This is a genomic window from Halopseudomonas pelagia CL-AP6, assembly GCF_000410875.1.
GTDB lineage: Bacteria > Pseudomonadota > Gammaproteobacteria > Pseudomonadales > Pseudomonadaceae > Halopseudomonas > Halopseudomonas pelagia.
Map to the genome: position 1 here is coordinate 137,898 of NZ_AROI01000005.1, position 23,641 is coordinate 161,538.

At 58.5% G+C, this 23,641-nt stretch carries 15 protein-coding genes and 2 pseudogenes; 14 read left to right on the forward strand and 3 right to left on the reverse strand.

Annotated elements, in window-relative coordinates; translation table 11 throughout:
* The first annotated feature begins 35 nt into the window (after nt 1-35).
* Entirely contained in the window at nt 36-1,823 is a 1,788-nt protein-coding gene (locus K787_RS0104270; RefSeq protein WP_022961555.1) for an acyl-CoA dehydrogenase C-terminal domain-containing protein, read from the forward strand.
* A gap of 274 nt (nt 1,824-2,097) precedes the next feature.
* Here the strand turns inward: K787_RS0104270 and K787_RS0104275 are convergent, their stop codons facing one another.
* Entirely contained in the window at nt 2,098-2,886 is a 789-nt protein-coding gene (locus K787_RS0104275; RefSeq protein ID WP_022961556.1) for a 2-keto-4-pentenoate hydratase, read from the reverse strand.
* Nucleotides 2,883-3,791: a TauD/TfdA dioxygenase family protein gene (locus tag K787_RS0104280; RefSeq protein ID WP_022961557.1), complete on the reverse strand. Its 909-nt coding sequence runs from the start codon at nt 3,789-3,791 to the stop codon at nt 2,883-2,885. The genes K787_RS0104275 and K787_RS0104280 overlap by 4 nt, the downstream gene beginning before the upstream one ends.
* Before the next feature lie 121 nt (nt 3,792-3,912).
* Between K787_RS0104280 and K787_RS22125 the strand changes: the two genes are divergently transcribed.
* The 5 genes and pseudogenes from K787_RS22125 to ilvA all read left to right on the forward strand — a co-directional run.
* Nucleotides 3,913-4,980 carry an AraC family transcriptional regulator gene (locus K787_RS22125; RefSeq protein WP_022961558.1) on the forward strand — a complete coding sequence of 356 codons (1,068 nt, stop codon included), beginning with the start codon at nt 3,913-3,915 and terminating at the stop codon, nt 4,978-4,980.
* Nucleotides 4,981-4,989: 9 nt separating this feature from the next.
* Nucleotides 4,990-5,655, forward strand: a complete 666-nt coding sequence (locus tag K787_RS0104290) for an ABC transporter ATP-binding protein (protein WP_022961559.1) — start codon at nt 4,990-4,992, stop codon at nt 5,653-5,655.
* Nucleotides 5,656-5,663: 8 nt separating this feature from the next.
* Entirely contained in the window at nt 5,664-8,138 is a 2,475-nt protein-coding gene (locus K787_RS0104295; protein ID WP_022961560.1) for an ABC transporter permease, read from the forward strand.
* Complete coding sequence (locus K787_RS0104300) at nt 8,128-9,225, forward strand: lipocalin-like domain-containing protein (protein WP_022961561.1); 1,098 nt, start codon at nt 8,128-8,130, stop codon at nt 9,223-9,225. The genes K787_RS0104295 and K787_RS0104300 overlap by 11 nt, the downstream gene beginning before the upstream one ends.
* Before the next feature lie 236 nt (nt 9,226-9,461).
* Nucleotides 9,462-10,538 (forward strand): annotated as a pseudogene (gene ilvA / locus K787_RS22130) (threonine ammonia-lyase, biosynthetic); the annotation flags it as partial.
* 18 nt (nt 10,539-10,556) lie between these two features.
* On the opposite strand, the gene K787_RS0104310 reads toward ilvA, so the two are convergent.
* Entirely contained in the window at nt 10,557-11,084 is a 528-nt protein-coding gene (locus K787_RS0104310) for a hypothetical protein (RefSeq protein ID WP_022961563.1), read from the reverse strand.
* A gap of 179 nt (nt 11,085-11,263) precedes the next feature.
* On the opposite strand from K787_RS0104310, the gene K787_RS0104315 reads away from it, so the two are divergent.
* From K787_RS0104315 to K787_RS22155, 8 genes and pseudogenes are all read left to right on the forward strand, one after another.
* Complete coding sequence (locus K787_RS0104315) at nt 11,264-11,605, forward strand: FKBP-type peptidyl-prolyl cis-trans isomerase (RefSeq protein ID WP_022961564.1); 342 nt, start codon at nt 11,264-11,266, stop codon at nt 11,603-11,605.
* A gap of 110 nt (nt 11,606-11,715) precedes the next feature.
* On the forward strand, nt 11,716-12,543 hold the full coding sequence (locus tag K787_RS22135) for a hypothetical protein (RefSeq protein WP_022961565.1): 828 nt from the start codon (nt 11,716-11,718) through the stop codon (nt 12,541-12,543).
* A gap of 184 nt (nt 12,544-12,727) precedes the next feature.
* Nucleotides 12,728-13,021, forward strand: a complete 294-nt coding sequence (locus tag K787_RS0104325; protein ID WP_022961566.1) for a hypothetical protein — start codon at nt 12,728-12,730, stop codon at nt 13,019-13,021.
* Nucleotides 13,022-13,499: 478 nt separating this feature from the next.
* A complete protein-coding gene (locus K787_RS22140) occupies nt 13,500-14,675 on the forward strand; it encodes an efflux RND transporter periplasmic adaptor subunit (protein ID WP_022961567.1) in 1,176 nt (391 codons plus the stop codon).
* Nucleotides 14,672-17,845: pseudogene (locus tag K787_RS22145) on the forward strand (multidrug efflux RND transporter permease subunit). The gene K787_RS22140 and the pseudogene K787_RS22145 overlap by 4 nt, the downstream one beginning before the upstream one ends.
* Entirely contained in the window at nt 17,838-19,241 is a 1,404-nt protein-coding gene (locus K787_RS0104340) for an efflux transporter outer membrane subunit (RefSeq protein ID WP_022961568.1), read from the forward strand. The pseudogene K787_RS22145 and the gene K787_RS0104340 overlap by 8 nt, the downstream one beginning before the upstream one ends.
* A 146-nt stretch (nt 19,242-19,387) precedes the next feature.
* Entirely contained in the window at nt 19,388-20,530 is a 1,143-nt protein-coding gene (locus tag K787_RS22150) for an efflux RND transporter periplasmic adaptor subunit (RefSeq protein WP_022961569.1), read from the forward strand.
* On the forward strand, nt 20,527-23,619 hold the full coding sequence (locus K787_RS22155; protein ID WP_022961570.1) for an efflux RND transporter permease subunit: 3,093 nt from the start codon (nt 20,527-20,529) through the stop codon (nt 23,617-23,619). Before K787_RS22150 ends, K787_RS22155 begins: the two co-directional genes overlap by 4 nt.
* Nucleotides 23,620-23,641 lie beyond the last annotated feature (22 nt).

Consider the following 23,641-nt stretch of genomic DNA (forward strand, 5'->3'; position numbering starts at 1 on the left):
TGTCCCGGGCGCAATGATTGCTAGAGGAGTTTCCCATGGCCGACTACAAAGCCCCCCTGCGTGATATTCGTTTCGTATTGAATGAAGTATTTGAAGCCGACAAGTTGTGGCAGAGCCTGCCAGGACTGGACGGCGCCATCGATGCGGAAACGGCAGATGCGATGCTCGAAGAAGCCGGCAAGATTACCTCGCAGACCATTGCTCCGCTGAACCGCAGTGGTGATGAAGAGGGCGCCAAGTGGGATAACGGTGTGGTGACTACACCTGCCGGTTTCAAGCAAGCCTATAGCACTTATGCCGAGGGCGGCTGGGTGGGTCTGGGTGGTAACCCCGAGTTTGGTGGTTTGGGTATGCCCAAGACCCTCGGCGTTCAGGTTGAAGAAATGGTCTACGGTGCGAACAACAGTTTTGCCCTTTATCCTGCTTTGACGGCCGGTTGCTGCCTGGCGCTCGACGCCCACGGCAGTGAAGAACTTAAGCAGGCTTATTTGCCCAACCTGTACGCCGGTACCTGGGCGGGCACCATGTGTTTGACCGAACCGCATTGCGGTACCGATCTGGGCATCATCCGTACCAAGGCGGTACCGCAGGCGGATGGCAGCTATGCAGTGACCGGGACCAAGATCTTCATCACCGGTGGCGAGCACGACCTGACCGAGAACATCATCCACCTGGTGTTGGCCAAGTTGCCCGACGCACCGGCCGGCCCCAAGGGTATTTCCCTGTTTCTGGTGCCCAAGTTTCTGGTCAATGCCGATGGCAGCCTGGGCGAGCGCAATCCGGTCAGTTGTGGCTCCATCGAGCACAAGATGGGTATCAAGGCCTCTGCTACCTGCGTGATGAACTTCGATGGCGCCCAAGGTTATCTTATCGGTGAAGTGAACAAGGGCTTGAACGCCATGTTCACCATGATGAACTACGAGCGTCTATCCATTGGTATCCAGGGCATTGGCTGTTCCGAAGCCTCTTATCAGAGCGCCGTGGCCTATGCTCGTGACCGCATTCAGAGCCGCGCGCCGACCGGCGCCCAGCAGCCAGACAAAGCTGCCGACCCGATCATCGTGCACCCTGATGTGCGCCGCATGCTGCTGACTATCAAGGCGATGACTGAGGGTAGTCGTGCGTTTTCTACCTATGTTGGCTCGCAGCTGGATATCAGCAAATATGCCGATGATGCCGAGATCAAGAAGAAGGGTGAGGACCTAGTCGCGCTGTTGACGCCGGTAGCCAAGGCGTTCTTTACCGACGTAGGTCTGGAAAACTGCATTCATGGCCAGCAGGTGTTTGGCGGCCACGGTTATGTGCGTGAGTGGGGCCAGGAGCAGTTGGTGCGCGATGTGCGCATTGCGCAGATTTATGAGGGCACCAACGGCATTCAGGCGCTGGACCTTATGGGCCGCAAGACAGTGGCCAATAACGGTGCATTCGTGAAGGTCTTTATCAAGGAAGTGCGCGACTTTATTGCGGGTAATACCGATCAGGCGCTCGTCGAGTTCGTCCAGCCGCTGGCCAAGGCTATAGATAACCTGGAAGAGCTGACCGGCGTAGTGATTGACCGCAGCAAAACCAACGCGAACGAGATTGGCGCCGCCTCGGTCGAGTACCTGCATGTATTCGGTTACACCGCTTATGCTTACATGTGGGCGAGGATGGCCAAAGCTGCCAATGCGCGCTTGGATACCGACACCGATGGTTTTTATCAGGCCAAGATTGGCACCGGGCGTTTCTTCGTCAAGCGTCTTCTGCCACGGATTCATTCGTTGAGCGAATCCGTTCGGGCCGGTAGTGAATCCTTGTACGAGCTGGATGCAGCGCAATTCTGATACAGCCCTTTGACATGCTTGCGTCGAAGATGGCGCAAGTATGTCAAATTGTAAGCGTTGGCTTACATGTGTTGGTGGTAATTGACTATGGGCGCATTCTGCGTTTCTGCGTAACATTGTGTTCGCTAGGAGCAACGCAGGAAGCGCCAAAAAATAACATGGAGTAGGGACAGTGCCTGGAGGCACCACGATTTAAGGATGATCAGGAACAAAGTTCTGCAAAACCCCGCCTAGGCGGGGTTTTCTTTTTTCGCCTCAGCCAATTTCGCTTGCGTCAGCTGAAGCGACATTCCAGGCTGCCCAGCGCGCCTATTTCAAGCCGTATCTTATCTCCCGCCTTGGTCTCGACCATAGGCCCCAGTGAACCTGACAGAATCAGTTCTCCAGCCTTGATCGGCGTGCCTCTTCGTGCAAGTTCGCGCACCAGCCACAGGCAAGCGGTAAGCGGGTTGCCCATGCACTGGCGTGAATGGCCGGTCACCACTGGATCATTGTTGCGGTATAGCTTCATCTCCAGATTGGCCAGGTCGAGCTGACGCGGGTCCTTAAGCTCGCTGCCCAGCACATAGAGGCCGGAGGAGAGATTATCCGCCGCCGCGTCGAACAGGCTTTTCGGCCAGCCGGCGAAGGCCGAATCGCAGATTTCCAGTGCAGGTAGTACGCCTTTCATGCCATCCAGCAGCGCCTCTTGGCTCAGCTGTGGATCGTCCAGCGTAGTCTGGAACAGAAACGCCACTTCCCCTTCCAGTTTCGGGCTGATCAGTTGCGATGAGGCTATGGTATCGCCGTCCAGATAGTCCCAGCCCGATAGCAAATGGCCAAATAGCGGATGATCCAGCGCCATGGCTTCCTGCACTTGGGAATTGGTCACGCCAAGCTTGTAACCGGCCAGCATTTGACCGTCGAAACCCCATTGCTCGATCAATTCTGCCTGGACCGCATAAGCCTGCTCCAGTGTTTCGATCCCGTAGGGTCCGGCGACCGGGTCGCACGGCGCTGCGTTTTGCCGCGCCGCAAACAACACCTCTGCCGCCCCCCTGGCATTGAATAAATCTGCTTTCATTCCGCACTCCCGCGCAGTGGTTTGTCGCCCACTACGGTAGTACGGAACATCTCCCGGCGGTTACCAAAATAATCGGATACCGGCTGATGCCATACACAACGGTTATCCCATATCGCCAGCGTGCCGGGTGTCCAGCGCATGCGCACGGTAAAGGCCGGGGCGGTGGCGATGCTGAACAGGTAGTCGAGTATCGGCCGCGCTTCTTCGGCCTTCATGCCTTCGATGCCCAGGGTGTAGGCCGGGTTGGCGAACAGTACGTTGCGGCCGGTCTCAGGATGCCGGGTAATCAGTGGGTGGCTGCGCACATCATGATCGACATTTTCCCCGTAGAGAATCTGCATGCTCTCTAGGCCAGCGTTGTGCTTGGCATTCGGGCCATAGCCAAATTCCGGGCTGTTGACGCCATTCAGGCCGTGCAACATTTTGCGCATCGCCGGCGATAGCCATTCACAGGCCAGGTACATATTGTTGAACAGGGTGTCGCCGCCGACCTCCGGCACATCGTGGCCGTAGAGCAGGGTGAAGGCCGGGGGGCGTTCCTGAAAGGTCCAGTCCGAATGCCAGGCGCCGCCAAAAACAAAGGGCGTACCTTCGCCGGCTTCCTTGACCACGTGCACCACATGCGGATGATCGGCCATGGGTTTGACGTAAGGCTCGATGCCAAATTCGCCGAAGCGTAGGGAGACGGCTTCGAGCTGTTCTACGCTCAGCGATTGATCACGAATAAACAGCACCTGATGATCCATCAATGCCTGACGCAGTTCGGCCTGGCCAGCCTCGGACAGGTCATTCAGGTCGATATCATGGATATCCGCGCCGAGCGATCCGGCGACAGGCGACACACGGAAGTGCTGGCTCGGTCGAGCTTGGTTGTTGCGCGCAGTGGTATAGAAAAATTCGGGCATGGCGGTTAACTCTTGTTATAGGTTTTTGTCAGATCAGCATGCCCTAGGGCCTATACTCCTGCCATGACAATTTCTGCCATGCTATGACATTTACTGCCATATCGTTGAATGGACTATTCGTATGGACTGGCGACAGCGTCGTGACAATACCAATGTGAGGCTGCTGCTTGAGTTGGCAGCAGAGTTGGGTGTGTCTGCCCAGCAGTGCCTGGCCAATACCGGCTTGCAGGATCGCCCCCCCGAAGAATTCAGCTCCTTGCAGCTCTGGCAGGAGCTTGCGGTGATTCGCAACCTGGTCGCGCTGCACTCTCAACCAGGTGCTGGTTTGCGTCTGGGTCAGCGTTACCATCTGACCAGCTTGGGCTTGCTTGGCTACACCATGTTGGCCAGTCGTACGCTGATGGATGCCATTGAGGTAACCAATCAATTTCGTCCGCTGGCGATGTCGATCTGCCCGGTGAGTCTGCATCCGGATAAAACCGGACTGTGGATGGCGCTAGACGCCAGCGTGCTGCCCGACGATGCCCGATGCCTAGTGGTCGAGCGCGGTATGGCCGCGTGGAAATGTGTTTACAGTGAGCTGCTGCAGCGGCCGTTCATACCTCTGGCCGTGGCGTTGTGCATACCCCAGGCCGTGCCAGCGCAGCTCTACGCCGGGCACTTTGAATGCGCGGTTGATATGCAGGCCGGGCGCAATGCGATGCTGATCGCCTGGGAGGATCTGCATAGCGCGCTGCCGCTGGCCAATGCCATGACCCAGCGCACCTGCGCGAGTCTGTGTCAGCATCTGTGTGATAGCCTAGATGATATCCAGGCGCCGTTGGCGCGTCAGGTGTTGCAGAGCCTGATGAGTCACTCCGGGCGCATTCATCCGGCGCGTGACGTGGCTGGTTGGCTGGGGTTGTCCGAGCGCACGCTGCACCGGCGTCTGGCGCTGGAAGGCCATCCGTTTCGCCAGTTAGACGAACGGGTAAGGCGTAATCTGGCAGAAAGGCTGCTGGATGACAGCACCCTGGGGCTGGACGGCATAGCCCAACAATTGGGCTATGCCGAGGCTGCCAGTTTCTCTCGGGCTTTCAAACGCTGGACTGAATATTCCCCCGATCAATGGCGGCGCCAGCGAAGCACGCAGCCGCTGAATGCGTTGGCCAATGTGCTGGCCGTGATTGATTATGAGAATGGCTCATGAGGCACACCCATGCTTGAGATAACCGGTCTGCGTAAAAGCTACGGTGGCCCGCAGGGCCGACTACAGATACTCGATGGCATTGATCTGCAGCTACCGCGTGGTCAGACCCTGGCGCTGATGGGTGAATCCGGTAGCGGCAAAAGTACCCTGTTGCACCTGGTTGCCGCTCTGGATCAGGCCGACAGTGGCGAGATTATGGTCGGTGAGCAGCGTCTCGGCGGACTTGCCGAGACCGCTCGCGCGGCTTATCGGCGCGAACGTGTAGCGGTGATTTTCCAGCAGTTCAATCTAATACCGTCGCTGACGGTCGCGGATAACCTAGCCTTTCAGGCCCGGCTGGCTGGCCAGCTGGATGCCGAATGGCAGGCCTGGCTGACGGCGGAACTGGGCTTGAGCGCGCTGCTGAGTCGCTACCCAGAGCAGCTTTCTGGTGGCCAGCAGCAGCGTGTTGCGGTGGGCCGCGCGCTGGCGCTGCGGCCGCCGCTGATACTGGCCGATGAACCCACCGGCAACCTGGATGAGCGTACCGCCGACGAAGTACTGGCGTTGCTGTTGACGCTGGTCGACAAGGCGGGTGCCAGTTTGTTGATGGTGACGCACAGCACGCGGTTGGCAAAGCGACTGGACCGACAAATTTTGCTTAGCAATGGGCGCGTTCAGGGTGGCACGAGTTGAACGGTGGGATGCTTGTTCGCCTGGGCTGGACGCTGCACAGCCTGATCAGTCACTGGCGCCGTCATCCTCTGCAGTTAGGTTGTTTGCTGGTCGGATTGTGGTTGGCGACCGCCTTGTGGACGGGCGTGCAGGCGCTCAATAGCCAGGCGCGCGACAGCTATGACCGTGCCGCACAATTGTTCGGCGGCAGTGGCCAATCCGTGCTGGTCAGCTCAGGCGGTCAGTTGATCCCGCAGGAGCGGTTCGCCGAGCTGCGGCGGGCCGGTTGGCCGGTGTCGCCACTGCTGCAGGGCAGCGTCAGCGTGACCACCCCCGAGGGTGTGCGGCGGCTGCAACTCACGGGTATCGAGCCATTGAGTCTGCCGAGGAGTGGTGCCCTGGCTGCGGGCATGCAGAATAGCGACGCACTGGTGGATTTTATCCGCTCGCCGGGGCGTTCCTGGATAGCCGCCGATACGCTGGCCGACCTGGGGGTGAGCGCGGATGGGCTGTTGCGCCTCGCCGACGGCCGCACGTTGCCGCCGTTGCAGGTCGTTGCGGATTTGCCACCGGGTATGTTGGTGGTGGATATAGGCCGCGCCCAACAGCTGCTGAATCAACCGGGTTTGCTCAGCGAGCTGTTGGTCGACAATCAATTCGCTGCCCAGCAGCCGACTATTGCAGGTGATGTGCCATTGCTTTGGGAGTCCCGGGGCGAGGCTGATCTGCAGCGGTTGACCGACAGCTTTCATCTCAATCTGACGGCGCTTGGGTTGCTGGCCTTCGTTGTCGGTCTGTTCATTGTGCATGCCGCTGCAGGTTTGGCGGTGGAACAGCGCCGTGGCTTGATGCAAACCTTGCGTGCCTGCGGCACCAGTCTGCGTATGCTGATGGTGGCTTTGTTATGTGAACTGGTGTTGCTGGCGCTGATTGGCGGTAGCCTGGGAGTGCTTAGCGGCTTTGCTCTGGCGGCGCTGTTGATGGGGGATGTGGCTGCCAGCTTGCGCGGATTATATGGCGCCCAGGTAGCGGGGCAACTGTCGCTGGATGCGAGTTGGTGGCTGGCGGGGCTGGGCATGAGCTTGCTGGGCACGCTATTGGCGGGCGGTAGTAGTGTGCTGACCGCCTTGCGTATGCCAGTGCTGGCCTGGGCCCGACCACAAGCCTGGCGCGAAGCCCAGGGACGAGTGGTCTTGCGGCTGAGCGTTTTGGGCATGCTGCTATTGATCGCAGCGCTCCTATTGATTCAGTACGGTACCGGCTTGTTGGCCGGGTTTGCGCTGCTTGCCTGCCTGCTACTGGGAGCGGCCTGGCTACTGCCGGTGTTTCTGTTGGGGATGTTGCGGCTGGGCGCTCGGTGGGCCCGGGGGCCGGTCAGTCAATGGTTCTGGGCAGACAGCCAACAGCAGCTGTCCGGTTTGAGTATGGCTTTAATGGCCTTGCTGTTGGCATTGGCCGCGAACGTGGGCGTCGGCAGCATGACCGAAGGCTTCCGCCAAACCTTTACCGGCTGGCTGGATCAGCGTCTGGCTGCCGATATCTATATTCGCCCGGAAAGCACGGAACAGGCGGCCGAGATCTCGACCTGGTTACAGGCACGGGCGGATGTGCGCGCGCAATTACCCAGTTGGCAGTTGGACACGCGCATCGCGGGTTGGCCGACCGAGCTCAGTGGCGTCATTGATCATCCGTTGTATGCCGAGACCTGGCCGCTGATCGAGTCCGTTGCCGATGCCTGGACGGTTCTGGCCGCCGGGGAAGGTGCCATGCTCAGCGAGCAGTTGGCCTATCGGCTCGGCCTGGCAATTGGCGATAGTCTGGTGCTGGATACGCCTTTGGGTGAATGGCCGTTGAAGGTGCTGGGCCGCTATGCCGATTACGGTAATCCCCGCGGGCAACTATTAGTATCTGCCACCGGGTTAACGCAGCGCTGGATTGATCAACCGGTCACCAGTCTTGGCGTGCTGACGGCCGCCGGTCGCGCTGGCGAATTAGCCAGCGAGCTGCAAGTCCATTTTGCCTTGGCGGGTAATCGGGTAATCGATCAGGCTTCGCTTAAACGCTACTCGCGGGGTGTGTTCGAGCAGACCTTCGCCGCCACCGCAGCGCTCAATACCTTGACGCTGGGCGTTGCGGCCATTGCACTGTTGACCAGTTTGCTTAGTCTGGCCGACAGCCGTTTGAGCCAGTTGGCGCCGTTATGGGCCATGGGCTTGCGACCAGCACAACTGGCCGGCCTGAGTCTGCTGCAAATGCTGGTGCTGGCCGCCGTCACCTGTCTGATGGCGATTCCGTTGGGCCTGCTCCTAGCCTGGTGCCTGATTGATGTCGTCAATGTGCAGGCGTTTGGTTGGCGGTTGCCCTGGCACTGGTTCCCGGGGCAGTGGTTCTCGCTGCTCGGGTTCGCGCTGGTTGCCGTGATGCTGGCGAGTTTGGGACCCGTGTGGCGTATTGCGCGGGCGCGGCCGGGCAGCCTGCTCAGGAGTTTTGCCAATGAGAGCTGAGCTGAGAGCCTTGACCCTGGTGATATTGGGTGTGCTGTTGCTTGCTTTGGCCGGCTGCGAGAAGACGCCAGCGCCGTCGAGTTCCGGCTTTGCTGGTTTGGGGCAAGCATCCGAAGGTTTTACTCAAGTAGAGCCCGGTACGCCGATTGTCTTGCCGCAGGATCATGGCGCCCACCCGGATTACCGTATCGAATGGTGGTACGTCACTGCCAACCTGACCGACGAACAGGGCCAGAGCTGGGGTGCGCAATGGACGTTGTTCCGCCAGGCGCTTACTGCGCAAACCCCCGAGCAGGCCGAAGCTGGCTGGCAAAGTGAGCAGGTGTGGCTTGGACACGCGGCCTTGACTCATGCTGGCGGCCATCTGCATGCCGATCGCCTGGCCCGTGGCGGAGTGGGGCAAGCTGGCGTGACCGTGGAGCCATTCGAGGCCTGGATTGATGAGTGGTCTCTTAAAGCTCAGGCCAATGAACACTTGAGCCCCATGCAGGTTCACGCCAGTGGCGAGGGTTTCAGTTATCAACTGCAACTGGTATCGGAGCAGCCAATAGTGCTGCAGGGCGAGGGCGGCTACAGCCGCAAGTCCGACAGCGATCAAGCCTCCTGGTATATGAGCCAGCCGTTCTATCAGGTGCAGGGCGAGATTGAGTGGCAGGGACAGACTCACCGTGTCAGCGGCCAGGCTTGGCTGGACCGCGAATGGAGCAGCCAGCCGCTGTCCGCCGATCAGCAGGGCTGGGACTGGTTTTCACTGCACATGGAGGATGGCAATAAATTAATGCTGTTCCGTCTGCGCAGTGCCGACGATAGTCATTACTATTCTGGCACCTGGATCACTGCCGAGGGCGAGACCATCCCGCTGCGGCCTGATCAGATCAGCATGCAGCCGCTCAACAGCGTTAGCGTTGCACAGCGAAGCCTGCCGACGCGTTGGCGATTACGGGTGCCTTCACAGCAACTGGATATTGCTACTGACGCGCTTAACGATCAGGCCTGGATGGGCACCGGTATTCCTTACTGGGAAGGGCCGGTGCGTTTTTCCGGTACTCATGATGGCGAAGGTTATCTGGAGATGACCGGCTACTGATGATGCGCCCCTTTCTGGGCCTGCTGAACCCGGTGGTGTATTGCCGTTTCATCTTGACTCTATTTCCAGGCCGCAGTAGATTCACTACATGACTTACACAAACGCTTTTTCCAGCCGCATGATTATGACCGCCATTCCAGTACTGGCGGGCTGACTTACGGCCACTAAAAAACCCGCCTTCGAGGCGGGTTTTTTGTTTCTGTCTCCTGGGCTAAAGATCGATCAAGGGAGACAGCATGTCACTTTCCTCATTCCAACTGAGTTCCGCCCGCGCCTGGCCTGCGGGCGCCTGCTCGCGTTCCGATCCGGATACTGTGGGTAGTGATCCCGGGCTGCGCCAGCAACTGCTGCGCGATACGGTGACGCAGATCTTGTCCGCTCCGGTTTACGATGTTGCGATTGAAACGCCGCTGCAACTGGCGGCGCGGCTCTCGGCAACACTGGGCAACCAGGTGCTGCTTAAGCGTGAAGATCTGCAACCGGTATTCTCATTTAAGATCCGCGGTGCCTATACCAAGGTCTCGCGTCTGAGTGCTGAGTCGCGCGCCCGGGGCGTGATCACCGCTTCCGCGGGTAACCATGCACAGGGTCTGGCGTTGGCCGCGCAGAAGCTGGGGATTGGCGCCGTTATCGTCATGCCCGTTACTACACCAGCGATCAAGGTGCACGGTGTGCGTTCGCGCGGCGCGCAGGTGCTGTTGCATGGTGATGCTTTTCCAGAGGCGCTGGCTTTTGCCCTAGCCTTGGCCGAAGAGCGCGGGCTGACTTTTGTCCCGCCTTATGATGATCCGGCGGTGATCGCCGGACAGGGCACGGTAGCCGTGGAAATACTGCGGCAACACAGCGGGCAACTTGACGCGATATTCGTGCCCGTGGGCGGCGGCGGATTGATTGCTGGCGTCGCGGCCTATGTGAAATATCTGCGCCCGGAGATTCGGGTGATTGGTGTGGAACCGGAGGATTCCAACTGCTTGCAGGTTGCGCTGGCGGCGGGGCAGCGGGTGGTATTACCCAAGGTAGGCACCTTTGCCGATGGCGTCGCCGTCGCGCAGATCGGTGCGCACAATTTCGCCCTGTGCCGGCATTGGGTTGATGAGGTGATCACAGTGAGTACTGACGAAACCTGTGCTGCGCTGCGGGATATTTTCAACGACACGCGCTCGATCACCGAGCCCTCTGGAGCCCTGGCCGTCGCAGGCCTGAAAAACTATGTTGCCCGCGAGCAGTGCCGTGATCGGGTGCTGGTGGCGATCAATTCCGGCGCCAATATCAACTTCGATAGCTTGGGCTATGTTATCGAGCGGGCTGGTTTGCACGGACTGGCTGAGTCATCAGCCGGGGCTGGGGATGTGCAGCCAGAGTGCGAAGATGCCAAGAAATACCCAGAAACCTGAGAACAACCAGGGCGTGCGTTTGGAGAATGACAAAGATTTGCGTTGACCGGTGAGGCTTGATTCCCAGTCAGAAAACAGCGGAAAGTCGTCGTATGCCTTGCCAAACACAGGGTCACACTTCAACAACCCGCTCTGCTTTGAATACCAGTGATCGATGATGTCGCAGGCGGCCTTGATGCCGGGCCAGGCGCTGAGTGAACACAGCACGCCGAACAAAGCCAGCGTAGCCGGCACCACCAGCGTGAACAGCTTGCCCCAATCTGGATTGGTATTGGCCATGCAGGAGGCATAGGCGATTACCAGGAACGACTGGGCAGTCAGGTAGGCGTTGGTGCGGCTGGCCAGATTGGTGGTCTCATTGAATATCTCGCACCGGTAGAACGCCAGACGATCCTTGGGCGAGCTGAACAGCTGCAGCGCAGGGTCTGCCTGAGGTGGTTCAGGTTGGTGCGGATGAACTATCATGACGTTGACTCGGGTTGCCTATCTTGAACATGTGAATGATCTGTCAGATTTAAGTTCCTTGTCATGCGTCGCTTTCTCGATTGTGTGGCGGTGATTAGGCTTGAGGTAGGACGCTGGAATTGTGACCGCAGGTCCGCTCCACCAGTCACAGGGTGAGTACTCCAAAGAACAGGTGATGTATGAGTGAAGAGCTGGAAGTAACCGATATTTTGGTAGGCGACGGTGAGGAAGTGGTCAAGGGTGCCTTGATCACCACCCAGTACACGGGCATGTTGGAAGACGGCACGGTGTTTGACTCTTCCTATGATCGCGGCAAGGCGTTTCAGTGCGTGATAGGCACTGGGCGTGTGATTAAGGGTTGGGATTTGGGCATGATGGGCATGCGGGTGGGAGGCAAGCGCAAGTTGGTTGTGCCATCGCATCTGGGCTATGGTGCCAGTCAGTTTGGACCACACATCAAACCGAATTCGAACCTGGTATTCGAGGTCGAGTTGCTTGAGGTGCTGACGCGCGACAGTTGACCGGCGTAGTGAGTTATTGACGCCTTATCGGACTTGAGTGGCGTAACTGATTGTCATCGCGCAGCATGCTGCTCCGTGGTGTCCTTATTTGGGCAAATTAAGGTGCCGACGTGATCAATTGCCGCTCGTTTCTGCTTGTGTGTTGCTGTCTGATATTGTTACTCAGCCCCGCTGCAAACGCTCGTCAGGCCGAGCTCTCGCGTGCGGAAGAAATTGTTCTCAAGCTCGGCGGTACGCCCCCCGCTTTTGCCTATATTTCCACATTGCTTACCCGTGCATTGGAGCTACGTGAGTATGTTGTACACGTGCGCAATCGAGGGGATATCCCCACCACGCGCCTGGAAGTGATGTTAGAGCGCGGCGAGATCAGTGCCTTTATTCTCGGCCCCACGCCGCGGCGTGATCAGTTATTTCTTCCAGTGCATGTGGGTATGACAGACGGCTTGGTGAATCGTCGTATTCTGTTTATTCCGCAAGGTAGCCAGGCAGTGTATGACCAGGTTAAAACCCTGGATGATTTCAAACGTTTGGGCAAGGTCGCTGGCTTGGGCGGGGCATGGTCAGATCGGGATATATGGGCAGCTAATGATTTGCCAGTGATTGCCATAGGCGGCGATTGGAAACGCTTGTACCAGATGGTTGCGGCGCGGAACCGGGGCATGGATTACCTGCCCCGCGGCGCCCACGAAATAGCGTTGGAATGGCCTGCCCATCCGCAGCTTCAAGTCGAACGTAATTTGGTGCTGGTCTATGACCAGGATCACATCCTCTACGTCTCGCCTGCCGATCCAGACTTGCACGCATTGCTGCAAGAGGTGCTTGTCGAGGCGCGTGACTCGGGGCTTATTGCGGAACTGGCAGCCGATTTTTTTGCTGCGGCATTCGAGCCGCCAGTCAATATGAATCAACGCAGGGTAATCCCTCTTCCTCTCCCTTAACCCGCATCGTCGGGCGTTGCTGATTAGCCCGCCGTTGGCCTATAGCGAACGGGTATGGCAAATCGTTGTCAAAATCCAGGATGGGATCGTGACCGATCAATAAAGAGTTCTTGCTCTATCCATGCTGGCAAGCTGAACAGGATAAGGACTCATCTAATAATGGCACCGGGAAGGAGAATTACCCATGGTTACTCACTACAAGGTTTCTGGGCATCTGGCTTGTGGCAGTGAAGGCGCGCATCTGGCATCGACCAACAAGGTTAGCCGCGTCAAATGTCGCAACTGCCGGCGCACTGAAGCGTTCCTGGAGGCGCAGCGCCGCTCACGTAATGCCAAGCGCCGGGCCGCACGTAAGGCCCAAGCCACCGAATCGGCACAGCCTACCTTTGACTGGCGCGGTTACTGGACCGACAAACTCACGGCTATGCCGGGTATTCAGCGCCTGCCCCGGGGCTTTGCTGATCAGCCTTACGTGTAAAATCCCCCCTCCTGTAGCGCGCGTTGCAGGAGGAGGTTTAACCGCATGACCCGAGCCGATCTGTGGCTGGATCTTGCGGCGCCAATCCCATAGCACTCTGCTGTTCGCTTAAATTCCCTGCTACCGCCGGGCACCTTGCCTTGCTACTTCAGATAACTGATTCCCCTCGTTGGTACCGAGGTGCCAAGTGCGACGCCGTGGGCGTGCCAGGACTATTACAGCGGCTGTCGGTGCTGTGGAGCCTAAATCTGTTGCGCAAGCCATGGTGACGGACATCGTGCTAGCCTGCGATAGGACAGCTGGACATACCTTGTAGCAACTGAACCTGAGCGCAAGGCGGAACTAGAGCTAATTGTCTAGTTGGCCTGAGGTGCCGGTGCCATAATTGCACAAGCCGCAATAATATGAATTATTGTGGCCGTTGCATGGCCAATAAGCAGCCTGGCTCTGCCATCCTATTGTCAAAAAGGAATAATCAATGCGCCGTCGAACCGCCTCCAGAGCCCTGCTCATCCTCTCGGTTTTGCTGCTGGGCGCCTGTGGACGCGAGGAGTCGGCCCCCGCGCAGGCGCCACCTGCGCCGGAGGTGCAGGTCCAGGTGATGCGCGCCGAACAGATAAACAACATCATCGAAGTGCCTGGGCGCGTCCAGGCGGTAAGGACGGCAGAAATACGGGCGCGGGTTGATGGCATCATTCAAAAGCGTTTGTACCGCGAAGGTAGTGATGTGGAGGCTGGTGCGGAGCTGTTTGCTGTGGATCCCCGTGAGATGCAGGCCAGTCTGAGTGCGGTCAAGGCTGCGCTCGATCGCGCCCAGGCGACTGAGGCCAATGCGGCGCAGGATGTGCGCCGCTATAAGGGGCTGGTGGAGGAACAGGCTATAAGCCAGCAGGAATATGATTCGGCGGTGGCCCGCTTACGCACCGCCCAGGCGGATGTGTTACAGGCCAAGGCACAACTGGATGCGGCGCAGCTGAATCTGGACTACACCACCATCAGTACACCGATTGCCGGCCGTGCGGGTCGTGCTCAAGTGACCGAAGGTGCCTTGGTTAGTGCCTCAAGCGGCACATTGCTGACGACGGTCGAACAGTTCGATCCTGTTTATGTGAACTTTTCCCAATCCAGTTCAGAATTGTTGTCCATTCGCTCGCAATTTGCATCGGGAGCGCTGACCCGGCCGGAAGATGGTGACGTGGCGGTGACCTTGACGTTGGAAGACGGAAGTGAATTCGACCAGGTTGGTCAGATGAATTTCTACGCGATGACGATTGACCAGGCCACCGGCACCGTGGCACTACGCGCCGAATTCCCCAATCCAGACCGTTTGTTGTTACCTGGCCAGTTTGTTAACGCGCGCATTCAGGCGGGTGTTCGCGCAGAGGGCATGATGGTACCCCAGCGTGCCGTACAGATGAGCGAACAGGGCCCGACAGTGCGCCTAGTGACTGCCGAGGAGACGGTCGCCGTACGCTCGGTCAAGGTGGGTGAACAGCGCGATGGCAACTGGGTTATCACCGCCGGTTTGGAACCGGGGGACAGGGTAATTGTGGCAGGCTTGCAGAAGGTGAGCCCGGACCAGAAGGTACGTATTGCTGCAGCCGAGTCTGATCAGGGTGGCGATGAAGGCGCCGATGGGAATGGCGCGCCATGACCCCGCATTTCTTTATCAAGCGTCCGGTATTCGCCTGGGTCATTGCGCTGATCATCGGCTTGGGCGGTATCCTGGCGTTACGTGATCTGGCCGTTGAGCAATATCCGACCATTGCCCCGCCGTCACTGACTATCAGCGTGACCTACCCGGGAGCCGATGCTTCGGTGCTGGAAACCAACGTCACGTAGATCATTGAGCAGGAACTCAATGGCGTTGAAGGCTTCCTGTACATGCAGGCCACAAGCCGGTCGAACGGCAGCGCTTCGATCGAGCTGACGTTCGAGGCCGGCACCGATATAGATACTGCCCAGATGGAGGTGCAAAACCGTCTGAGTCGTGTGGAACAGCGTTTGCCCGAGGAGGTCCGACGCCAGGGAGTCCAGGTCAACCAGGCCTCTTCCAGCTTTTTGATGATTGTCGCGCTTACCTCGAAGAACGGCGAAAACTCAGCGCTAGAGCTGGGTAACTTTGCCTCGGCTCAGGTTGTGGACGAGCTTAGGCGCGTGCCCGGTGTAGGTGATATCAGAGAGTTTTCCACCCAGTACGCCATGCGCATTTGGCTGAACCCGGACAAACTCGCCAGTTTCGGTCTGTCGCCCGCCGAAGCGCTCTCTGCGGTCCAGGAGCAGAATAGCCAGTCTGCGGGTGGCGCCGTAGGTGATCTGCCCAATGCGGACAATATCGAGATTACCGCGACCATCCAGACTCAGGGGCAAATGAGTACACCTGAGGAGTTCGCGCAGATTATCCTGCGGGCCAATTCCGATGGCTCGGCCGTGCGTCTGGGGGATGTTGCTCGGATTGAGCTGGGCGCTGAAAGCTATCTGACCCGGCTGGAAATCAATGGTCAGGAAGCGGCGGGCATGGCTGTACAGCTGACGCCCGGCGCTAACGCACTGGCCGTCGCAGAAGGGGTCAAGAACCGTCTGGCCGAATTGGAGCGTGGCTTCCCCGAGGACATTGGCTGGATCGTTCCCTACGACAGTACGCCCTTTATCAGTGCATCCATTAAGGAGGTACTGATCACGTTATCGGTTGCCATGCTGTTGGTCTTTCTGGTGATGTTCGTGTTCCTGCAAAGTTGGCGCGCCACGATCATCCCGACCATCGTCGTGCCCATCGCACTGGCTGGCGCCTGCATGGGCCTGTGGCTGTTCGGATTTTCCATCAACTTGCTCAGCCTGTTCGCGATGATTCTGGCGATCGGTACGCTGGTAGATGATGCCATCGTAGTGGTTGAGAACGTCGAACGGCTGATGGAAGAGGAGGGCTTGAGCCCTTACAAGGCGACGGTCAAGGCGATGGATCAGGTGACTTCGGCGGTCATCGGAACGACGCTTGTGCTGATCGCGGTGTTTCTGCCGATGGCGTTTTTCCCAGGTTCTACTGGTGGGATCTACCGACAGTTCTCGGTCACTCTGGCGATCTCGGTAGGCGTATCGACGATTCTGGCGCTCTCATTGACGCCGGCATTATGTGCGGCGTTGCTACGCCCGCCCGTGCGTGACGGGGAGCGACAGCCGCTGGGTAAGCGGGTATTTGCCCCGTTCAATCGTTTTATCGATCGCACCACCTCTCGCTATCAAGGCGGCGTGGGCGCCATCCTCTTGCGGCCTTTGCGTTTTCTGCTGTTGTTTGTTGGCCTGGTGGTGATTGCTGGGCTGCTGTTTCTGCGCTTGCCGGGCAGTTTTATTCCTGCCGAAGATCAGGGCTCGATGATCACTGCGGTACAGGGCCCGTCTGGTTCCACTGCCGACCGTACTGACCTGGTAGTAGAGGAGGTGAAGGCTTACTACGACCAGGTGCCGCAAATTGAAAACGTGGTATTCATTAAAGGTTTCAGTTTCTTCGGCCAGGGTCAGGCGCATGCGATGTCCTTTGTCAGCTTGCTGCCCTGGGATGAGCGTCCTGGGGTGGAAAATAGCGCGCAGACATTAGTACAAAACGCGATGGGGGCGCTGAGCAGCATCAAGAATGCCAATGTCTTCGTTCTGAACCCGCCGTCGATCCCTTCTCTGGGAGTAGCCGGTGGCTTTTCCTTCAAACTGCAGGACCGCTCCGGCGCTGGCGCCGAAGCCTTGTTACAGGCGCGCAACCAACTGCTGGCAGCGGCGAGTCAAAGTGAGCTGCTAACCGGGGTGCGGCCGGAGGGTGAAGAAATCGCTCCACGCTTGCGCGTGGATGTCGATCGCATCAAGGCCCGGGCGTTGGGGCTGTCGATCAGCGATATCAATGCCACGTTGAGCATTACCTTTGGTAGTGCCTATGCCAATGACTTCAGCCGGGAAGGCCGTATCCACCGGGTGCTGCTCCAGGCTGACGCACCCTTCCGCATGACCCCGGAGGATGTGCTCGATCTCACTGTGCGCACGCAAGAGGGCGACATAGTGCCCTTTGGTGCCTTTACCTCAGTAGCCTGGACCGCAGGCCCGCCGCAACTGCAGCGTTATAACGGCTATCCGGCCACCACCATCTCCGGCAGCGCCGCGCCAGGGCGTTCCTCCGGTGAGGCGATGGACGAGATGGAACGGCTAGCGGCAGCGCTGCCCGAAGACTTTGGTTTTGAATGGACTGGCCTGTCATATGAGGAGCAGCAGGCATCCGGGCAGGTGGGCGCACTGATGGGGCTGTCGATTCTTATTGTGCTGTTGGTGCTGGCCGCCTTGTATGAGAGTTGGACCATTCCCCTGGCAGTGTTACTGGTGGTGCCGCTGGGCGTGTTGGGTGCGGTCTTGTTCTCGATGTCGCGCGGCCTGCCGTCGGACGTGTATTTCAACGTGGGGTTGATTACGGTAATCGGGCTATCGGCCAAGAATGCGATCCTGATCATCGAGTTCGCCATTGAGGAAGAAGGCAAGGGCAAGAGCCTGATGGACGCCACTATGGCCGCGGTCAAGCTGCGTCTGCGCCCGATCCTGATGACCTCGCTGACCTTTATTCTGGGTATGTTGCCGCTGGTGGTCGCCACCGGCCCTGGTGCTGCTAGCCGCATCGCAGTGGGTACCGGCGTTATGGGCGGAATGATCATGGCCACGGTGCTCGGTGTGTTCTTCACGCCGCTGTTCTATCTGGCCGTGCGTCGCTGGCTGACCCGCAACAAGCCGCCAGGCGCCGAGACGGACGATGATGAGTCTGGCCGGGCAGATGATCAGGAGACGCGGCATGCATAAGTTCATCCCTTGTCTGCTGACGCTGGCACTGGCTGGCTGCCAGTTGGCTCCTGAATACCAGCGCCCCGAGTCTCCGGTGCTGGCATCCTACCCGGATGCCCAGTCGCTGGCTGGCGAGCGTGGCTTCGTCGCTGCGGAGCTGCCCTGGCAAGACTTCTTTGCCGATCCGCGGTTGCGCGTGCTGATCAGTCAAGCGCTGGAAAACAATCGCGATCTGCAGGCTGCTGTGTACCGTATCGAAGAGACTCGCGGGCTCTACCGAGTACAAAACGCCGAGCGCTTTCCCTCGCTGGGTCTCGGCGCCGATGTTACCCGTGGACGCGCCAATCAGGGCGCAGCGACCGGAGTCAGCGGCGGCTCGGTAAGCGAAACCTATTCGGTCAGCGCCAGAGTGTCGGCATTCGAGCTGGATTTCTGGGGGCGTGTGGCTAATCTCTCCACTGCTGCCCGGGCCGAATACTTTGCCAGCGTTGAAGCGCAGCGTGTCTTTCGCCTGTCGCTGATCCGCGATGTAGCCACCACCTACCTGGGGCTGCGTGAGGCGGTAGAGCGTATCGCTCTGGCTGAGGCAACGGTGATCAGCCGGCGGGACGGCCTGCGTATCGCCAAGGTTCGCCTGGATGCGGGCATTACCTCGGCGCTGGACTTCAACCAGGCAGAGGCCTTGTTAACGCAGGCAGAAACCCAGTTGGCGAGCATTATGCTGACCCGTGCAGAAAGTCATAACCTGCTGGCGGTACTGACTGGGGGCGTCGTTTCTGAGCCTTTGCCAGAGCCGCTATCGCTGGAGCAGCAGTCCAGTCCGCCAGCGCTGGACGCCGGGTTGTCATCCAGCCTGCTGGTTAACCGCCCGGATATTCTCGCGGCCGAACAGCGTCTGATCGCGGCTAAGGCGAATATCGGCATTGCGCGCGCAGCCTTCTTTCCGCAGGTATCACTGACCGGCAGCTTTGGCTATGCGTCCAGCGAGTTCAGCAGCCTGATCAGCAGCAGTAATGAAACCTGGAGCATAGGGCCGAGTATCACCCTGCCGATTTTCGATTTTGGCCGTAATCGCGGCAATCTGACCGTGGCCCAAGCGCGCGATAACATCGCCATTGTCGAGTACGAGCGCGCCATTCAGACCGCTTTCAATGAAGTCGCCGATGCGCTCGCTGGCCGTCGCTATCTGGCTGAGCAGGTCGATGCACAACGGCGCAATACCGAGACGCTGCAGCGTGTGGTTAACCTGGCCCGCAAGCGTTATCAGGAAGGAGTGGTCAATTATATCGAGGTGCTGGACGCCGAACGCAGCCTGTTCGAGGCCGAGCAAGCCTTTATCCAGACCCGGCGGGCGGAAGTGCAGAATCTGGTGAATCTCTATGTGGCATTGGGTGGCGGGAACCTGGAGGAATGAGTCCCTATGCGCAGTTAAAATGCAGGGGATAGCAGGGGCATAAAAAGGACGCGTTAAAATCGGCGGATGGCCTGAAAGCCAAGCTGTCCTGCACGCCGCCGGCTCGCTCGCCCAATCTGGTTAGACTTTTTTCTAAGGAACTTTTCGTGAGTGTTGCTCTCAAGAACAAACTTTCCCGTCTAATGTCACCCATCGCGCTTGCCGTGCTAATGGCCGTGGTCTTGGGGTTGTGGCTACTCCTGGGTGAAAAGCGCAGTGCGCAAGATGAAGCCCCACCGTTTGAAGCACAGCTGGAGGAGAGGTTACATCAGGTTGAAACCCGCTGGTCACAGGCACAGCCACTGGCCAGAGAGCAGGTTCTTCAGGGGCAGTTGCAGCCATGGCAGCAGGTTCAGGTCATGGCTCAGGTGTCCGGCCGGGTAGAGAAGTTGTCCAGACAGCAGGGTGATCAGGTTTCCGCAGGTGATGTGCTGCTTGAGTTGTCCGATGAGGGACGCAGTATGCAACTGGCCCAAGCCCGGGCTGATTACCGACTGCGCCAGACAGAGTTGCAGAGCACGCGCAAACTGCGAGCTTCCAATTACGCCACCGAAACGGAAATAGTGCGTCTTGAAGGGGAGCTGGCCAGAGCAGCAGCCGAGCTGAAGTCGGCGGAACTGGCCGTTCAATACAACCAGCCGGTGGCGCCTTTTGATGGCGTGGTTGATCGTCGCTACGTCGATGTGGGTGAGCTGGTTCAGTCCGGTGCTGAGCTTATGTCCCTGGTGAACGTGAAGCGCTTGAAAGCCACCGCTCAAATACCGCAACAGGACGCCAGCAGGGTCGCAGTGGGGCAACAAGTGAAGGTGCAGGTGACTGGTGGGCGGGAGCTGGAAGGGCTGGTTCGATTTGTCAGCCTGGCTGCCGACCCCGCAACCCGCAGCTTCTATGTTGAGATAGAAGCAGACAATCCCGAGCTTTGGCGAGTGGCCGGCGGCAGCGCTACTCTGCGCATTCAGTTACCGCCGGTGCTGGCACACCAGTTTTCACCGGCGCTTCTGCGGCTCGGCCCAGACGGACAATTGGGTGTGCATGCGGTGGATGAGAATGGGCGGGTCATCAATCACCCGGTTCGGGTGGTGGCTATAACCAATGATGGCGCTACGGTGGAAGGCTTGCCTGAGAAGCTGCAGGTGATTACCCAGGGCGCGGGGTTTGTTAAGCCCGGGCAACAGGTCGAGGCAAAAGTTGTGCAAACCTCGGATGCTACCGCGCTTACTCCGCAACCGGGAATGGGTGCGGCTGAATGAGTGCGGTGATCCACGCTGCGATCGATCGCAGCCGCGCGGTGATCACTTTATTGGTCTTCCTATTTATTGGCGGATTGGTTGCCTATAACGCCATCCCCAAGGAAGCCAACCCAGATGTAGCCATTCCAATGATGTACGTGTCTCTGACGCTGGACGGCATTAGTCCGGAAGATGCCGAACGCTTGCTGGTCCGGCCAATGGAGCATGAACTGCGATCATTGGAAGGGGTCAAGAAAATGACCTCGGTTTCCAGTGAAGGCCACGCGTCGGTGATGCTTGAATTCGATGCGGGTTTTGACGCTGACAAAGCGCTGACCGATGTGCGGGAAAAAGTCGATGCGGCCCGCAGCAAGCTCCCCAGCGAGGCCGATGAGCCTACGGTAAACGAAATCAACGTCGCGCTGTTTCCGGTGCTCTCAGTGGGCTTGGCCGGACCGGTTTCGCAAAGTGAGCTGGTATTTATTGCGCGCCAGCTTCAGGAAGAAATCGAAGGTATTCCGGAAGTGCTGGAAGTAGAAATCGGCGGCGACCGGGAGGATCTGCTCGAGATTGTGGTTGATCCTCAAGCACTCGAAACCTACGGTCTGGACTACATGCAACTGTTCAACCTGGTGTCCAACAACAACCGCCTGGTAGCGGCTGGCAGTCTGGATACCGGCGAGGGTCGCATGTCGATCAAGGTGCCTGGGGTGATCGAGAACCTCGACGACATGTTGAATATGCCGGTCAAAGTGGATGGCGACACGGTGGTAACCTTCGCTGATGTAGCGACCATAAACCGTAGTTTCAAGGATCCGCTGGGTTTTGCCCGGATCAACGGACAACCGGCCATGGTGCTGGAAGTCAAAAAGCGCGCCGGCGCCAACATCATATCGACCATCGAACAGACCCGAGCGTTGATCGATGAGGCCAAGGAACACTTTCCAGAAGGGCTGGAAGTGCACTACATCATGGATGAGTCCACGCAAGTCGAGACTATGCTGTCTGATTTGTTGAATAACGTGCTGACCGCCGTGGTGCTGGTGCTGATTCTGATTGTCGCCACCATGGGCGTGCGTTCTGCAATATTGGTCGGCATCACCATTCCCGGTGCGTTTCTCGCAGCCATTCTGGTGATCTATCTGATTGGCTTTACCATGAACGTTATTGTGCTGTTTGCCCTGATTCTGGTGGCAGGCATGCTGGTGGATGGCGCCATTGTCGTCAGCGAACTCGCTGATCGTAATATCACCGACGGCCAAGCACCCAGGCAGGCCTGGGGTAACGCTGCAGCGCGTATGGCCTGGCCGATCATCGCGTCTACCGCGACCACCATAGCTGTCTTCGGGCCATTGCTGTTCTGGCCAGGCATGGTCGGGCAGTTTATGCGGTACTTGCCAGCGACTGTGATCATCGCCTTGCTCGCCTCTCTGGGGATGGCGCTGATATTCTTGCCGGTGCTCGGGTCACTCAAGCGTCATAAGCCGACCGTTACGGTCGCGGGCGTGAGCCGCGCGGGCAAAGCTTATGGCAAGCTGCTGGCGAAACTGCTGCGTCGGCCGGGCAAGACCTTTGTTGGCATGCTGCTGACGATTGTGCTTATTTTCATCGCCTACGGCAGCTTTAACCACGGTGTGGAATTTTTCCCCTCGGTAGAACCTGAATCCGCCCAGGTACTGGTACGGGCACGCGGAGATCTGTCAATCCATGAGCGAGACGATCTACTGCAGCGCGTAGAACAGCGCTTGCTGGGCTTGTCCGAGGTCAAGGCGCTTTACGCTCGATCGCTGGCGACCACCAATAGTGAGTTGCCCCCAGATGTAGTGGGAACCGTGCAGTTCCAGTTCACCGACTGGCATGAGCGGCGCCGTGCGGCTGAGATTCTAAATGATATGCGCGCCCTGACCGCTGACATTCCCGGGATCATCCTTGAGTTTCGCGAGCAGGAAGGCGGGCCGGCGGATGGCAAGCCGATTGAGCTGCACGTGACAGGCGTGGATCAGGACGCCATCGACTCGGCGGTCGAACTGTTGATCGAGAAGATGAACAGTCTGGGCAATTTTGTCGATATCGAAGACGACCGGAGCCTTCCGGGTATTGAATGGCGGGTAAATGTGGATCGCGCGGCGGCTGCCCGTTTTGGGGCTGACGTACTTACCGTGGGCAATGCTGTGCAAATGGTGACTAACGGTTTACTGCTGGCGAAATACCGTCCGGAATATGCCAGTGACGAGGTGGATATCCGTGTGCGTTTTCCTGAAAGTTGGCGCTCCATCGAGGAGTTGACCCGGTTAACGGTGCAAACGCCCAGAGGGCAGGTGCCTATCAGTAACTTTGTGACAGTGGAGCCGGCACCTAAAACCAGCGTGATCAACCGTATTGACGGCAACCGCGCGGTGACCATCAAGTCTGACCTGGCTGACGGCGCTCAAGTCGGCGAACGTCTCAACGCGCTGCTTAATAGCGGGCTGGAGTTGCCGGCCGGCGTGCGGGTGAATACAGCGGGCGAGGGCGCGGATCAGCAGGAGGCCGCCAGCTTTCTTATTACGGCGTTCGTCACCGCAATTTTCCTCATGTTGTTGATTCTGCTGATTCAGTTCAATAGCTGGTATCAAGCCATGCTGGTCATGTCGGCTATTGTATTTTCTACCGCCGGCGTACTGATGGGGCTGCTGATCAACAGTCAGCCGTTTGGCATCGTCATGGTGGGCATGGGCATCATCGGTCTGTCAGGCATTGTGGTAAACAACAACATTGTATTGATCGATACCTACAATCAGATCAGGGCGGCAGGCGCCTCTGCGATTGAGGCAGCGCATGAAACGGGGTGTTTGCGGCTGCGGCCAGTATTGCTCACCTCCATTACTACAGTACTGGGTTTGATGCCGATGGTGCTGGCCGTCAACGTCAACCTGCTGGAGCCGAGTCTGGGCTTCGGCGCGCCCTCAACCCAGTGGTGGACTCAACTCTCCAGTGCCATCGCTGGAGGCCTGACCATAGCCACCGTACTGACCCTGTTTATCACGCCTTGTATGCTGGTGCTGGGTGATAATACGCGGGCCTGGCTTGCTGCGCGCCACTCGGCAAAAGCTATTAAGGCGGATGCTTGAATCTGTTGCCGCTGCCCCGCTC

What these genes read in the sequence shown, in the direction of transcription:
- K787_RS0104270 (WP_022961555.1), top strand. Translation starts at nt 36, where the DNA reads ATGGCCGACTACAAAGCCCCCCTGCGTGATATTCGTTTCGTATTGAAT.
- K787_RS0104275 (WP_022961556.1), bottom strand. Translation starts at nt 2,886, where the DNA reads ATGAAAGCAGATTTATTCAATGCCAGGGGGGCGGCAGAGGTGTTGTTT.
- K787_RS0104280 (WP_022961557.1), bottom strand. Translation starts at nt 3,791, where the DNA reads ATGCCCGAATTTTTCTATACCACTGCGCGCAACAACCAAGCTCGACCG.
- K787_RS22125 (WP_022961558.1), top strand. Translation starts at nt 3,913, where the DNA reads ATGGACTGGCGACAGCGTCGTGACAATACCAATGTGAGGCTGCTGCTT.
- K787_RS0104290 (WP_022961559.1), top strand. Translation starts at nt 4,990, where the DNA reads ATGCTTGAGATAACCGGTCTGCGTAAAAGCTACGGTGGCCCGCAGGGC.
- K787_RS0104295 (WP_022961560.1), top strand. Translation starts at nt 5,664, where the DNA reads ATGCTTGTTCGCCTGGGCTGGACGCTGCACAGCCTGATCAGTCACTGG.
- K787_RS0104300 (WP_022961561.1), top strand. Translation starts at nt 8,128, where the DNA reads ATGAGAGCTGAGCTGAGAGCCTTGACCCTGGTGATATTGGGTGTGCTG.
- K787_RS0104310 (WP_022961563.1), bottom strand. Translation starts at nt 11,084, where the DNA reads ATGATAGTTCATCCGCACCAACCTGAACCACCTCAGGCAGACCCTGCG.
- K787_RS0104315 (WP_022961564.1), top strand. Translation starts at nt 11,264, where the DNA reads ATGAGTGAAGAGCTGGAAGTAACCGATATTTTGGTAGGCGACGGTGAG.
- K787_RS0104325 (WP_022961566.1), top strand. Translation starts at nt 12,728, where the DNA reads ATGGTTACTCACTACAAGGTTTCTGGGCATCTGGCTTGTGGCAGTGAA.
- K787_RS22140 (WP_022961567.1), top strand. Translation starts at nt 13,500, where the DNA reads ATGCGCCGTCGAACCGCCTCCAGAGCCCTGCTCATCCTCTCGGTTTTG.
- K787_RS0104340 (WP_022961568.1), top strand. Translation starts at nt 17,838, where the DNA reads ATGCATAAGTTCATCCCTTGTCTGCTGACGCTGGCACTGGCTGGCTGC.
- K787_RS22155 (WP_022961570.1), top strand. Translation starts at nt 20,527, where the DNA reads ATGAGTGCGGTGATCCACGCTGCGATCGATCGCAGCCGCGCGGTGATC.